We start from the raw sequence: 12076 nt of genomic DNA, 5'->3' as shown, positions 1-12076 counted from the left end.
ATACAACAGCAAGAACCATCGGAGATCTGGCATGGACGGCGACAAGCGGCGCTTCGGCTTCTGGAATCCCACTCCCACCCGCCATACGCCGCTGGAAGACGCACAGGGCCTGTTCGCCAGCAGCATGATCGCCGCGCTCGGCCTTGCCCTGATGGGCAGCGCCGGGCTGGTGGCGAGCGGCACCGCCGGCGTCGCCTTCGTGCTGCACTACCTGACCGGCGTGAGCTTCGGCGTCTACTACACCGTCGTGAACATCCCCTTCTATATCCTGGCGCTGAAGCGCCTCGGCTGGGCGTTCACGATCAAGACCGTGCTCGCCGTGACGATGACCTCGCTGATCACCGAGCTTCAGCCGCATTTCGTGACGATCGAGAGCATCGACCCGATGTGGACGGCGGTGCTGGCGGGTATCCTGCTCGGCTTCGGCCTGCTCGGCCTCTACCGCCACCGCGCCAGCCTCGGCGGCATCGGCGTGCTCGCGGTCTACATGCAGGAGCGTTTCGGCATCCGCGCCGGCCTCGTGCAGCTCGCCTTCGACGTCGTCGTGCTCATCGCCGCCTTCTCGGTGGCTGCGCCCTTCATCGTGCTCTGCTCGGTGGTCGGCGCGCTCGTGCTCAACCTCTTCCTGACGGTCAACCACCGCGCCGACCGCTACATCGCCATGTGAGGCTATTTTTCGGCGGGCCGCTTCACATTCGTCCGGCGCTCACTAGCTTAGGCCGGTGAGCACCGTCGATTCCACCACCGGCCCCAGCCTCCTGCCCGCCGCCTTCACCGCCTGGTTCTCGGCCAGGGGATGGCAGCCGCGTGCGCACCAGATGGAGCTCCTTGCGCGGGCGACCGCGGGCGAAAGCCTGCTGCTCATCGCGCCCACCGGCGCCGGCAAGACGCTCGCCGGCTTCCTGCCGGCCCTTACCGACCTTGCTCGCCGCGGCAGGATCCCGCCCGGCAGCGCCTTCACCGGCATCCACACGCTCTACATCTCGCCGCTGAAGGCGCTGGCCGTCGATATCGAGCGCAACCTGACGAAGCCCGTCGAGGAGATGGGCCTGCCCATCACCGTCGAGACGCGCACCGGCGACACGCCGCAGGCCAAGCGCCAGCGCCAGCGCCTCAATCCGCCCGATATCCTGCTGACGACGCCCGAGCAGGTTGCCCTGCTCATCGCCAGCGGCGAGGCGCCGCGCTTCTTCAAGGACCTGAAATACGTGATCTTCGACGAGCTGCATTCGCTCGTCACCTCCAAGCGCGGCCATCTCCTGTCGCTGGGGCTCGCACGGTTGCGCCGCCTTGCGCCCGGCCTTCGCACCATCGGCCTTTCGGCCACCGTCGCCGAGCCGATGGACCTGCGCCGCTGGCTGGTCGCCCAAGAGCCCGGCGAGGCGCGGCATGCCGGCCTCGTCACCGCACCGGGCGGGGCGCGGCCGATCATCACCATCCTCAAGAGCAAGGAGCGCGTGCCCTGGTCCGGCCATTCGGCGAAATACGCCATGCCCGAGGTCTACGAGGCGATCCGCGATCACAGGACCTCCCTGCTCTTCGTCAACACGCGCAGCCAGGCGGAAATCCTCTTCCAGGAGCTCTGGAACATCAACGAGGACACGCTGCCGATCGCCCTACACCACGGCTCGCTCGATGTCGGCCAGCGCCGCAAGGTGGAGGCCGCCATGGCGGAAAACCGCCTGCGCGCCGTCGTCGCCACCTCGACGCTCGATCTCGGCATCGACTGGGGCGACGTCGACCTCGTCATCCATGTCGGCGCGCCGAAGGGCGCCTCGCGGCTTGCCCAGCGCATCGGCCGCGCCAACCACCGCATGGACGAGCCGAGCCGGGCGATCCTGGTGCCCGCCAACCGCTTCGAGGTGATGGAGTGCCAGGCGGCGCTGGACGCCAACTATCTCGGCGCGCAGGATACGCCGCCGGTGGGCGACGGCGCGCTCGATGTGCTCGCCCAGCATGTCCTCGGCATGGCCTGCGCGGCACCCTTCGACGAGGATGCGCTGTTTGCCGAGATCACCGCCGCCGCGCCCTATACCGGTCTGCCACGGGAAAAATTCGGCCGTATCGTGCAGTTCGTCGCGACCGGCGGCTATGCGCTGAAGACCTACGAGCGCTATGCCCGCATCCGCAAGACGCAGGATGGGCTGTGGCGTGTTTCCAATCCGCAGGTCGCCCAGCAATACCGCCTCAACCTCGGCACGATCGTCGAGATGCCGATGCTGAACGTGCGCATGGTCAAGCGCGGCGCCAAGGGTGCGATCGGCCGGGGTGGCGCCTCGCTCGGCAAGGTGGAGGAATATTTCCTCGAAATGCTGGCGCCCGGCGATACCTTCCTCTTCTCCGGCAAGGTGCTGCGCTTCGAGGGCATCCGCGAGAACGAATGTCTCGTCTCCCAGGCCTTCTCGCTCGATCCGAAGGTGCCGGCCTATGCCGGCGGCAAGTTCCCGCTCTCGACCTATCTCGCCGACCAGGTGCGCGGCATGCTGGACGATCCCCACCGCTGGGGCGGGCTGCCCGAGCAGGTGCGCGACTGGCTGGCCCTGCAGCGGGACGTCTCCGCCCTGCCGAAGCGCGACGAACTGCTCATCGAGACCTTTCCGCGCGGCAGCCGGCACTACATGGTCGCCTATCCGTTCGAGGGGCGGCTGGCGCACCAGACGCTCGGCATGCTGCTGACGCGCCGGCTGGAGCGCGCCGGCCGCCGGCCGCTCGGCTTCGTCGCCACGGACTATTCCCTTGCCGTCTGGGCGCTCGACGATCTCGGCTACAGTTTTGCGGTGGAGCGCCCGTCACTCGCAAACCTCTTCGACGAGGACATGCTGGGCGACGACCTGGAAGCCTGGCTCGACGAAAGCTTCATGCTGAAGCGCACCTTCCGCAATTGCGCCGTGATTGCCGGGCTTATCGAGCAACGCCATCCGGGCAAGGAAAAGACCGGGCGGCAGGTCACCGTTTCCGCCGACCTCATCTACGACGTGCTGCGAAGCCACGAGCCGGACCACATCCTGCTGGAAGCCACGCGCAACGATGCGGCGGCGGGGCTTTTGGATATTCAGCGATTGGGCGATATGCTGGCGCGAATCAAGGGCCACATCACCCACCGGCGGCTGACCCGCATATCGCCGCTCGCCGTGCCGATCATGCTGGAAATCGGCAAGGAGCCGGTGGCGGGCGAGGCACAGGATTCTCTGCTGGCGGAAGCGGCGGAGGACCTGATCGCCGAGGCGATGGGCGAGGCGGCCATCTGAAGGGCCATCTGAAGGGATTGAACGACAGGCATGCAGAGGCTCGCGCTGGCATCGGCGAAGATCGAGGATTTCAGCGCCGTTTCGGCCCGCACCGTTGTGGCGGGCGTGGAAGTGGTGTGCGATCCGCTCGGCGCGCTCTACCTCCCGGAAACCCGCCTTCTCGTCGTCTCGGACCTGCATCTGGAAAAGGGCGCGGCCTTCGCGCGGCGCGGCATGATGCTGCCGCCCTACGACACGCTCGCCACGCTCAAGGTGCTCGAAGCCGTCATCGCCCGGCACGATCCGGCGATCGTCGTCAGCCTCGGCGACAATTTCCACGACCGCGTCGGCTCGGCCCACCTTCCGGACATTTTTCGCACGAAGATCACGGAGCTGGCGCGCGGGCGCGACTGGATCTGGATCAACGGCAACCACGATCCCGACGGGACGGTCGACCTGCCCGGCCAGTCGGCGGACGAGCTGCACTATGCGGGCCTCGCCTTCCGGCACGAGCCGTCGCTGATTTCCCCGGCCGGCGAGATCGCCGGGCACCTTCATCCGGCCGCCACCGTCATCCGCCGGGAGAAGGCCGTGCGCCGACCGTGTTTCGCGACCGACGGGCGGCGCCTCCTGATGCCCGCCTTCGGCCTGATGACGGGCGGCCTGGATCTGCGCCACAGGGCGATGACCGGCCTTTTCGAGCGGCCAAGCCTCGTCGCGCACATGCTCGGCCGCGACCGCATCTATTCGGTGCGCTTCGCCAACCTTATCGGCTGACGACCTCCGGCGCATAACGCACCAGCACCGTGCCGTTTTCGAGCGGCCTTGCCTCGATCAGCGTGAAGTCACGCCGCGCGCCCTCCTTGAAGAAGGGCGTGCCCTTGCCGAGCTGCACCGGCACCACCGCCAGCATCACCTCGTCGACAAGCCCGGCCTCCAGCAGCGAATCCGTGAGGTCGGCGCTGCCGAAGACGTAGATCGTCTTGTCGAGCGTCGCCTTGCGCGTCGAAAGCGCCGCGACGATGTCGGCGGTCACCTCGGTGTTGTTCCAGTCGGAGGTGGTGATGGTGCGCGAGGCGACGAGCTTCGGCAGGGCGTTCATGAAGGCCTTCACGGCCCCCTCGTCCTCGGTCGTCGTCCAATAGGCCTTCATGCCCTCATATGTCACGCGGCCGAAGACCAGAAGACTCGCCGACGTACCGAAATCGGTGCTGAGCTTCTCCAGCTCCGGACCCCAGGCCCGGTTGTGGAAGTCGTGATCCCATTTCTTCTCGCCCTCGAAGAAGCCGTCGAGCGTCACGAGGTTCCAGATGATTACCCTTGCCATCGTCCTGTCCTCTCTTGCCGGCCGTCTGCCGCGCACCTTTAAACCAGTTGCGAACTGCAACTAGTTGATGGATAGCGAAACCGATTGTAATGTGCAAGCAGTTTTGGAGAATTCGATGAAAGACACCCACCGCTCCGGCTGCCCGATCAACTTGACGCTCGAAATCCTCGGCGACCGCTGGAGCCTGATCGTGCTGCGCGACATGATGTTCGGCAATCGCCGCCATTTCCGCGAACTCCTGACGAAATCGGAGGAAGGCATCGCCTCCAACATCCTGGCGGACCGGCTGCGCCGCCTCGTCGACGAGGGTCTTGTCAGCAAGGCGGACGATCCGAGCCACAAGCAGAAGGCGCTCTACAGCCTCACCGAAATGGGCATCGCACTGGTGCCGGTCTTCGCCATGATGGGGGCCTGGGGGCGGCGCTTCCTGCCGGTGACGGAGGACCTGTCGATCCGTGCGGAGCTGCTGGAAGAGGGCGGCCCGCCGCTGTGGGCGGCTTTCATGGACGAACTGCGGGCCATCCATCTCGGCGCGCCGCGCCCTGCCCGCTCGGTCTTCAACGAGCTGCAGGCCGCTTATCAGGCGGTCGTCGCCCGCCGCGCCGCCGCAGCCGATGCTTGACGAAAGCGTCGCGGTTGATTTCCATCAAGGCAGCACCGGACGCCGGTTCTAGTCTGGGCAAAAAGGAGGCTGCACCATGTACAAGCATATCCTCATCCCCACGGACGGGTCGGATCTTTCCAACGCCGCCATCGACCAGACGCTGCAGCTCGCCAGGACGCTCGGCGCGAGGGTGACGGCGCTGACGGTGGCCGAACCGCTGCATTTCCTGCCCGTGACCCCCGGCGCGACCGCCAGCCTCAGGACGGATTACGAAGCGCATGTGAAGGAGGACGGCATCCGCATCCTCGGCGCCGTCGAGGCGAAGGCGAACGCCGCAGGCGTGCCGGTCGAGACGCTGCAGGTGACGGCCGGCGACGCCTGGCAGGCGATCGTCGACACCGCCAAGGCAAAGGGCTGCGATTTGATCGCCATGGCCTCGCACGGCCGGCGCGGCGTCAGCGCCTTCCTGATGGGCAGCGTCACGACGAAGGTGCTCAGCCACGCCAAGGTGCCCGTCCTCGTCTACCGCTCCTGACGCTCAGTCCTTGCGGAAGACGATGCTGGCCAGCCATCCGGTGAGGACGGCGAGGAGGACGGAGAAGGCGCCGTAGGCGAGCGCGTTGTTGTAGGCGGCATTGGAGATCATCTGCTCGATGCCGGTCTTCATCACGCGCAGCGGCAGCGCCTTCTCGGCAATGAAGACACCATCGCGGAAGAGGTGCGCGCGCACGACATGGGTGCCGTTCGGCACGCTTGCCGGCAGTTTCACCGTCGCCTTGAACAGGCTCGCGCTGATGAACTGCACGCCGCCCGGATCACGCTGGTAGAAGCCGCCGCTCTCCTTGAGGCGCCGGAAGGCCTCGCGGAACTCCGTGATGGTGCTGCCGTCGCCGACATAACCGATCGGCGAAAGGCGGATATGCTGGATGCCGACGCCGACGCCGTTGAGCACCGGCGGTTCGGCGATCGTTTCGACATCCCGCGTGCTCGACAGCGAATAGGATTCCGGCACGAGCTCGAAGGTCATCGAGCGGCGGTTGATCCAGATGCCGAAGACGCGCTCCTTCACGCGCACCGTGTTGTTGTCCTTCGGACCCTCCAGCGCCACGACGATATCGTATTTGCGCTGGGCGAGCAGGGACGGATCATAGCCTTCGATGGCGCCGAAGATCGTCAGGTCCGCGCCGCGGAAATCCGAGGAGATCGCAATCTCGTCCGTCGAGATGCCGATCTCGAGCTTTTCCGGGAACTCGACCGGCTTGTCCTCCAGCACCTGCGCGGCAGCGGGAAAAGCAAGACCCAGGGTAAGAAGGAGCGCGACGACGGCTCTCATCGATAGACCCCCTCGCTGACGACGGAATAGACATCGGCCGGCGTGACGACGAGATCGACGGCAAGGCGGGCACCGACGGCAAGGACGAGCAGCGCCAGCAGCGCACGCAACTGTTCGCCGCGCAGCTTCTGGCCGACGCGCACGCCGTACTGCGCGCCGATGACGCCCGCCACCATCAGGATGAAGGCGAGCACGATATCGACCGAATAGTTGGTCGTCGCCTGCATCATCGTCGTATAGGCGGTGACGAAGATGATCTGGAACAGCGAGGTGCCGACGACGACATTGGTCGGGATGCGCAGGAGATAGATCATGGCCGGCACCATGATGAAGCCGCCGCCGACGCCCATGATGGAGGTGAGAATGCCGATGCCGAAACCGAGGCCGATGACCGGGATGACGGAGAGGTAGATCTTCGACTTCTTGAAACGCATCTTCAGCGGCAGGCGGTGCACCCAGCTGTGCTGGCCGGGCCGGCGCAGCGAGACGGGCTGGTTGTTCGCCGCGCGGCGCAGCGCCCGGATGCTCTCGAGCAGCATCAAGATGCCGACGGTGCCGAGCAGCACGACATAGAGCAGCGAGATGACGAGATCGAGCTGGCCGACGCTGCGCAGGAGCGAGAAGATCCAGATACCGACGGTGGCGCCCGCAAGGCCGCCGAAGAGCAGCACCGTGCCGAGCTTCACATCCAGCGTTCCACGCCGGAAATGCGAAAGCGCGCCCGATATCGAGGAGGCGACGACCTGGTTGGCACCCGTCGCGACGGCGACGATCGGCGGGATGTTGTAGAAAATGAGGAGCGGTGTGATGAGGAAGCCGCCGCCGACCCCGAACATGCCGGAAAGGAAGCCGACGGCCGCGCCCATGCCGAGAATGATGAAGATGTTCACCGAGAGCTCTGCAATGGGCAGATAGACAGTCACAACAATACCCCGATCGGCAAATTTCCGCTTGCGCGGGCTCAAGACATCCGGCGGCCGCTGACCGTTCCGCCTGCCGTCGCGGCTCTCCTTCGGCAGGCTGCGAATGCACGGAAGCGCCCCGCCGCGGGAGGGTTAGGCCCCTCCGGCAGCCGGTTGCGCCTTGCATCACGCAAGGATCGGGCACGGGCGCAGCCTTCCGGCGCGCGCCGCTCTTTTTCGCAGTTCCGGACGCAAGGCGCATTCTGCACGCTTGCGGGAACCGCTCTGCCGCCCTTTCAGGATGATAACGTTTCTCGAACACTTATCATCTTGGAGCGACATGAAAATTTCTACCGCATCATTCCTGAAATCGGGGCCGATTTAAGGATGAAATCGTGCGGCGAATACACAATGCCACAGCGTCCGTTGCACATCGTGAACGGTGTGCCGCACTGTGGTGAGCGTCATGCCCGCAGGGTGGGGACAAGTCAACCGGAGAAGCCGTTTTCAGGACCTCTCCGGCGGTCCGCCGATCAGCTCGGCTGCTTGTTGCGCTTCAGGAGCTCCGTCACCAGCGCATCGTCGATCTCGCCGGTTTCCTTCTGGCCGACGGACTTCTGGAAGGCCTTGATGGCGGCGACCGTCTTCTTGCCCATCGCGCCGTCCGGCGTGCCGGCATTGAAACCGTTGTTGTTGAGGATCGCCTGGATGTTGCGGATCGCCTTCTTCATGTCGACGCTGGCGGTCTTCGTCGGCTTGCCGACCCATTCATCGGGCAGGTCCGCCGAATTGGTCTTCTCGTCGAGCGGCTGCGGCTTCCACAGGTCCGCCTTCGCCTTGGCGCTGGAAAGCTGCTCCGGGCGCATGGCGTTGGCCACCTCGTCGCGCTTCTGCGCCGCATCGCCGTCGCCATCGCGGGCGGCGATGGCGAACCACTTGTAGGATTCCTCCAGGTCCTGCTTCACGCCGTTGCCGCGCGCATAGAGGATGGCGAGGTTGAACTGGCTGTCGCGCACGCCGAACTCGGAGGCCTTCTGGAACCACTTGGCCGCGCCGTCGAAATCCGGTTGCTCGGTGCCGACGCCCGTGGCGAGGAGAACGGCGAGATTGTGCATGGCGCTCGCATTGCCCTTGTTCGCCGCGACCTCGTAGAGCTCGCGGGCGCGCGGCAGGTCGCGCTCGACGCCCTGGCCCTTCTCGTAGAGGTTGGCGAGGCGGTATTCGGCGGGCGCGAAGCCGCGGGCGGCGGAAAGCTCGTACCAGCGGGCGGCCTCCGCGAGATCCATCGCAACGCCGCGGCCTTCCGTATAGCGTGCTCCGATCTCGAACAGCGCCAGCGGATCGCCGTCGGTCGCCGCCTTCGAGAGCGAGGCCGGGGTGATCGCTTCCGGAACGACGATCGCCGCCGTCTGCGTCTGGTCGACCGGCAGCGCTTCCTCGACGGCAGCGGTTTCCGGCGTCGTCACCGGCTCGAAGCCGGCCGTCGCTGCGCCGTCTGTCGTCTCGGCCGGCGCCGTCAGCGCCGCGCTGCCGGTGGCGGCGGTCTGGGTCGGCGTCGGCTCGGCGCCGGCATTCGTCTGCGTGTCGGCAAGGCCGCGCGTCGCCCCGCTCCCGGCATCATCACCGTCGCCGGCGACCGGATCCGTCAAGGTTTCCTCGTCGGCGGCCGGCATGGCGGCGGTGTTGGCGGTCGCGGTGTCGCCCGCGCCCGCCGTGGTCTCGACCGGTGCCGTCTCGTTCGTCGTGATGGCGGTCTGCTCGACGACGGCCGGCGCCTCGTCACCCGCCACCAGCGTGTTGACCAGCGGATAGGACATGATCGCCAGCAGCACGGCGCCGACGGCAAGCAGGATCGGCCGGCGATGGCGCGACAGCGCCGATGCCGGCTTCTCGCCCTTCGCCAGCTTTTCCGTCTTCCTGGCGGGAGCGACACGGGAGATCGTATCGGTCTCCTCGGCGGCAAGCTTGGCGGCGCGGCGGGCGGCGGCGATGAAATCCGCCTTCTCGCCTTCGCTGCCGGCCGCCGGGCGGCTTCCCGAAGCCTGGCCGGCCCGCACGCGCTCGAGGATGCGGCGGACATCCGGCACGCCGGAGCCGGGCTCCAGCAGCTGGTTCGCCTCTTCCGGCGCCAGCTCGTCCGTGGGGTCGAGCGAGGGCGTCGGGTCGATCTGCTGGCGTTCGGCCTGCGGTGCGGCCTCCTTGCGGCCGGGGGCGAAGCGGCGCTTCAGGCCGGCAAGCAGGCCACCCTTGGCCTGGACCTCCGCCGGCTGGCCGGCAGCGAGCGCGGCGGGCTCGTCCGCAAGCGTCTCTTCCGGGGCGGGACGCTCGGGAACGGGAATGTTCTCGACCTCGATCTCGGCAAAGCGGCTTTCCTCCTGCGGCGCCTCGGCTTCGGCCTTGCGGGTCTCGCGGGCGCCGAAGCCGTCATCGTCAAAAGGGTAGTCGTTGCCGTAGATGCTGGAGACGGGAGCAGCGTGGCGCTCCACGTCCATGGCCGGCATCTCTGCGCGCGGCATGACAGCCTCGCGACGGCCGAAGGTCTCGTGCGGGGCGTCGAGCTGCTCGAGGCGGCCGGCGATCTGCACCAGCGTGTCGTGCAACGCATCGAAGGTGCGCGCGGTGCGCTCCTCGCTCGAGCGGGTCAGCTCCTCCAGAACGCGCAGGTCGTCGGCAAGGCCGGCGATCGCCTCCATGTCGGTGCTGGCAGCCGTGGCCGGACCGGCATGGCGGTAGGCTTCCATCACGGCTTCCGCCGCCTGGCGGGCGGCCTCGACGATATATTCGTCATTGGTCGCCATGTAGTCCTCGATCGTCGCAAGACGGTTCTCGAACTCGGCGGGCACGGGCGCCGCGGCGGATGGCGTGCTGATCAGCGTGGAGAGATGCGCGATCTGCGCCTCGAGGCCCCGCAGGGCCTCATGGTCGCCCGCCGGGGCGACGCGGGTCGCATCGAGCCGGTCGGCAATCGCCGAAAGGCGGCCCTCGATATGGGCGAAACGGTCTTCCTGGAAGGGGCTGCCGGTCGGCACGTCGAGGCTGTCGATGCGGCGGGCAAGCGCGTCCAGCCGCTCGGCGAGCTGGTCGTTGACGCTGCCCTGGTCGAGCGCGTCGATCTTGCGGGAAATGTCGGAGAGATAGTAGGCGAGCTCGTCGCTGCCCTGGGCGGGCGCGGCCTGCTGGCTTTGCTCCAGCATCTGCGAGAGCTGCTCGATCCGCTCCTCGAGGCGCAGCGCCGTGCGCTCGTTCGACAGGTCCTCGATGCGGTTCGCCAGCGCCTCGATGCGCAAGGCAAGGCCCTGGTCCGGCACGGGCTCCGGACGGTGGGCGATGAGATCGAGCTGGCCGGCGAGATCGGCGATGCGGCCTTCGAGGCGCTGCATCATGCCGTTGTCGGCCATGGACGACTGCTGCATGCGGCCGGCCGCGGCGATCGCCCGGCTGATTTCGTCGAGACGGGCATCCAGCCCCTCGAACTGCGAGGTGACGGCGGAAACGAACCGGCCGTCATCCGGCTGCGCCTGGCGGGCCAGCATGTCGATGGCGCGGGCGATGGTCTCGATCTTGCCTTCGAGCGCGTGGATGGCCGGCGTGGCGCTTATGGCGCCGATCTGGCTCTTCAGCTCGTCCAGCCGGTAGGCAAGCGCCACCAGCTCGTCGTCGCGCGTCTGGTCGAAGATCGAGAGTTTCTTCTCGACGCCGTTCCAGCGATCCTCCATGCGGCGCACGGAATCCTCGCGGGCGAGCCCGTCGAGCACCGAACGCAGTTCGTCGAATTCGACGCGCAGGCCTTCCGTCTGGCCGACCGCCTGACCCGACTGGCGACCGAGCTGGTTGATGCCGGTGGAAAGCCGCAGCAGCTCCTCGCGCAGGTCGTCATTGTTGTCGCGGCCTTCGGCCATCTGGCGGATGCCGCGGATCTCCGAGCGCAGCAACTGCATCTCGCGCTCCAGCCCGTCGGCGATGTCCTTCTTCAGGTCCTGGCGCAGCGAAACGAGCGCCTTGGCGATATCCTCGACGGAATTGTCCGCACGGGCGGGCGCGGCCTGCTGATGGCCATAGGCCGGATGCGCCTGCTGGCCGCCATAAGCGGCACTTGTCTGCTGGCCGCCATAGGCAGCATGGGCCTGCTGGGCGGCGGCATGGTGATCGGCCGAAAGCGGGCGGCGCTCCAGACGCTGGGCGACGCGTTCGCGGCCCCCGTCGATCGCGCGCTGGCGCTGCACGATTTCGGAAACCGGGTCGTCGCGCAACGGGATCGCGCGCGCCGAATCGTAACGGGGCTGTTCGCCGCGGGGTGCGAAGCGCTCCTCGCCGCGACCGCGCGCCTCCCGGCCCCCCGCCATCAGGCCCTCGATGCGGGCTTCCAGCCCCTCGATGGTGCGATTGAGCGCGTCGAGCGAGGATCTTTCGCCGTGACGTTGCGGGTTTCGCGATCCGTTCATCTTTCGCCTCGCTTTGGCGGCCATCCGGCCTGCCGGGAGATACTTTTGAAAGCACTGCCGCCCGGCTGCGCCTTTTCTTCCATATCGGCGGATCCCCGCCGTCAAACACTGCATGCGCAATGGGAAACAGTATCGCCCCTGTCGGCTCCGGACCGCCTGTCCGGTCGTCACAAAGGGAAGCCGAAATGATTCCCGATCCCATGCCCTCAGGCGTCACAATTCATGAAACATGGTAAACAAG

At 67.0% G+C, this 12076-nt stretch carries 9 protein-coding genes; 5 read left to right on the top strand and 4 right to left on the bottom strand.

From position 1 onward, the window contains the following. The first annotated feature begins 31 nt into the window (after positions 1 to 31). The 3 genes from AABF56_RS21545 to pdeM are packed head-to-tail and all read left to right on the top strand — an operon-like array spanning position 32 to position 4004. A complete protein-coding gene (locus AABF56_RS21545) occupies positions 32 to 667 on the top strand; it encodes a YitT family protein (protein WP_244767386.1) in 636 nt (211 codons plus the stop codon). Positions 668 to 722: 55 nt separating this feature from the next. Further along, positions 723 to 3248, top strand: coding sequence for a ligase-associated DNA damage response DEXH box helicase (locus AABF56_RS21540; RefSeq protein WP_272804310.1), 2526 nt, complete (start codon positions 723 to 725; stop codon positions 3246 to 3248). A gap of 30 nt (positions 3249 to 3278) precedes the next feature. Continuing rightward, the gene (gene pdeM, locus AABF56_RS21535; RefSeq protein WP_272804309.1) at positions 3279 to 4004 is read left to right on the top strand and encodes a ligase-associated DNA damage response endonuclease PdeM; all 726 of its coding nucleotides are present in this window, start codon (positions 3279 to 3281) and stop codon (positions 4002 to 4004) included. Here the strand turns inward: pdeM and AABF56_RS21530 are convergent. Then, complete coding sequence (locus AABF56_RS21530) at positions 3994 to 4554, bottom strand: dihydrofolate reductase family protein (protein ID WP_272804308.1); 561 nt, start codon at positions 4552 to 4554, stop codon at positions 3994 to 3996. The two genes, pdeM and AABF56_RS21530, sit on opposite strands and share 11 nt — an antisense overlap. Before the next feature lie 115 nt (positions 4555 to 4669). Between AABF56_RS21530 and AABF56_RS21525 the strand changes: the two genes are divergently transcribed. Both AABF56_RS21525 and AABF56_RS21520 read left to right on the top strand, forming a co-directional pair. After that, positions 4670 to 5176 (top strand): winged helix-turn-helix transcriptional regulator, encoded by a 507-nt coding sequence (locus tag AABF56_RS21525; RefSeq protein ID WP_272804307.1) that lies wholly within the window; start codon positions 4670 to 4672, stop codon positions 5174 to 5176. Positions 5177 to 5252: 76 nt separating this feature from the next. After that, positions 5253 to 5693, top strand: a complete 441-nt coding sequence (locus AABF56_RS21520; protein WP_244767382.1) for a universal stress protein — start codon at positions 5253 to 5255, stop codon at positions 5691 to 5693. A gap of 3 nt (positions 5694 to 5696) precedes the next feature. Here the strand turns inward: AABF56_RS21520 and AABF56_RS21515 are convergent, their stop codons facing one another. The 3 genes from AABF56_RS21515 to AABF56_RS21505 form a co-directional block, all read right to left on the bottom strand. Continuing rightward, on the bottom strand, positions 5697 to 6491 hold the full coding sequence (locus AABF56_RS21515; RefSeq protein ID WP_272804306.1) for a TIGR02186 family protein: 795 nt from the start codon (positions 6489 to 6491) through the stop codon (positions 5697 to 5699). Beyond that, positions 6488 to 7414 (bottom strand): sulfite exporter TauE/SafE family protein, encoded by a 927-nt coding sequence (locus AABF56_RS21510; protein WP_244767380.1) that lies wholly within the window; start codon positions 7412 to 7414, stop codon positions 6488 to 6490. Before AABF56_RS21510 ends, AABF56_RS21515 begins: the two co-directional genes overlap by 4 nt. Before the next feature lie 512 nt (positions 7415 to 7926). Beyond that, positions 7927 to 11835, bottom strand: a complete 3909-nt coding sequence (locus AABF56_RS21505) for a peptidoglycan-binding protein (protein ID WP_272804305.1) — start codon at positions 11833 to 11835, stop codon at positions 7927 to 7929. Positions 11836 to 12076: the final 241 nt, after the last annotated feature.

The sequence above is a fragment of the Shinella sp. WSC3-e genome, from assembly GCF_945994535.1.
Lineage (GTDB): Bacteria > Pseudomonadota > Alphaproteobacteria > Rhizobiales > Rhizobiaceae > Shinella > Shinella yambaruensis.
The sequence above is the reverse complement of the archived record's forward strand: the minus strand, read 5'-3'. Positions and strand labels throughout refer to the sequence as shown.

What these genes read in the sequence shown, in the direction of transcription:
- AABF56_RS21530 (WP_272804308.1), bottom strand. Translation starts at nt 4,554, where the DNA reads ATGGCAAGGGTAATCATCTGGAACCTCGTGACGCTCGACGGCTTCTTC.
- AABF56_RS21520 (WP_244767382.1), top strand. Translation starts at nt 5,253, where the DNA reads ATGTACAAGCATATCCTCATCCCCACGGACGGGTCGGATCTTTCCAAC.
- AABF56_RS21505 (WP_272804305.1), bottom strand. Translation starts at nt 11,835, where the DNA reads ATGAACGGATCGCGAAACCCGCAACGTCACGGCGAAAGATCCTCGCTC.
- AABF56_RS21545 (WP_244767386.1), top strand. Translation starts at nt 32, where the DNA reads ATGGACGGCGACAAGCGGCGCTTCGGCTTCTGGAATCCCACTCCCACC.
- AABF56_RS21515 (WP_272804306.1), bottom strand. Translation starts at nt 6,491, where the DNA reads ATGAGAGCCGTCGTCGCGCTCCTTCTTACCCTGGGTCTTGCTTTTCCC.
- pdeM (WP_272804309.1), top strand. Translation starts at nt 3,279, where the DNA reads ATGCAGAGGCTCGCGCTGGCATCGGCGAAGATCGAGGATTTCAGCGCC.
- AABF56_RS21525 (WP_272804307.1), top strand. Translation starts at nt 4,670, where the DNA reads ATGAAAGACACCCACCGCTCCGGCTGCCCGATCAACTTGACGCTCGAA.